The organism is Pantoea sp. QMID4, assembly GCF_030270445.1.
GTDB lineage: Bacteria > Pseudomonadota > Gammaproteobacteria > Enterobacterales > Enterobacteriaceae > Pantoea > Pantoea vagans.
On record NZ_BSXL01000024.1, the window covers coordinates 1 to 888 of the forward strand.

General features: G+C 51.7%; 2 tRNA genes and 2 rRNA genes. All 4 read right to left on the reverse strand.

Annotation, left to right across the window (positions count from 1 at the left end):
- Window positions 1–210 (reverse strand): 23S ribosomal RNA (locus QSK07_RS22615); the annotation flags it as partial.
- A gap of 208 nt (window positions 211–418) precedes the next feature.
- A tRNA-Ala gene (locus QSK07_RS22620) sits at window positions 419–494 on the reverse strand.
- Window positions 495–636: 142 nt separating this feature from the next.
- Window positions 637–713: transfer RNA gene (locus tag QSK07_RS22625), tRNA-Ile, on the reverse strand.
- A 73-nt stretch (window positions 714–786) separates the two neighbouring features.
- Window positions 787–888 (reverse strand): 16S ribosomal RNA (locus QSK07_RS22630); the annotation flags it as partial.

An 888-nucleotide genomic window follows, 5' to 3' on the forward strand; every position in this document is an offset into this window, starting at 1 on the left:
GGGGTACTTAGATGTTTCAGTTCCCCCGGTTCGCCTTGCAGCACTATGTATTCATGCTGCAATGATGCACTGAGTGCACCGGGTTTCCCCATTCGGACATCGACGGCTGTAGCGGTTCATATCACCTTACCGTCGCTTTACGCAGATTAGCACGTCCTTCATCGCCTCTGACTGCCTGGGCATCCACCGTGTACGCTTGGTCGCTTAACCTCACAACCCACAGGCGTTTTACAACGCTGCGAGCTGCAAGCATTTGAGAGACCCGACCGCGTCGCGTTTTTCATTCCTGTTACAGAGAATGAAAACGACACGTCGTTTCAATTTTCAGCTTGTTCCGGATTGTTAAAGAGCATAATACTTCGCAGCACACCGTTGCCGGTACGCTCTGAAGTATTCAGAAAAAACAGTTAAAACGGTATGGTGGAGCTAAGCGGGATCGAACCGCTGACCTCCTGCGTGCAAGGCAGGCGCTCTCCCAGCTGAGCTATAGCCCCATACAGTTACTGCAGAGACCACTACTACCACTCAACCGAGTACACTTCGTGAGAAATGCAATTCGTGCTCAGGCAGGGCATGTCTTCGCGAAGCATAGTGAACTATGCGAGCCGGAGACATAACGCAGCGTGAGTGCGAATTTGGTAGGCCTGAGTGGACTTGAACCACCGACCTCACCCTTATCAGGGGTGCGCTCTAACCACCTGAGCTACAAGCCTGTAGAGGTTTTTTCTGCTCGTTACTTTTTATCAGACAATCTGTGTGAGCACTGCGCCGGAAGGTATCTTCAGGTAAGGAGGTGATCCAACCGCAGGTTCCCCTACGGTTACCTTGTTACGACTTCACCCCAGTCATGAATCACAAAGTGGTAAGCGCCCTCCCGAAGGTTAAGCT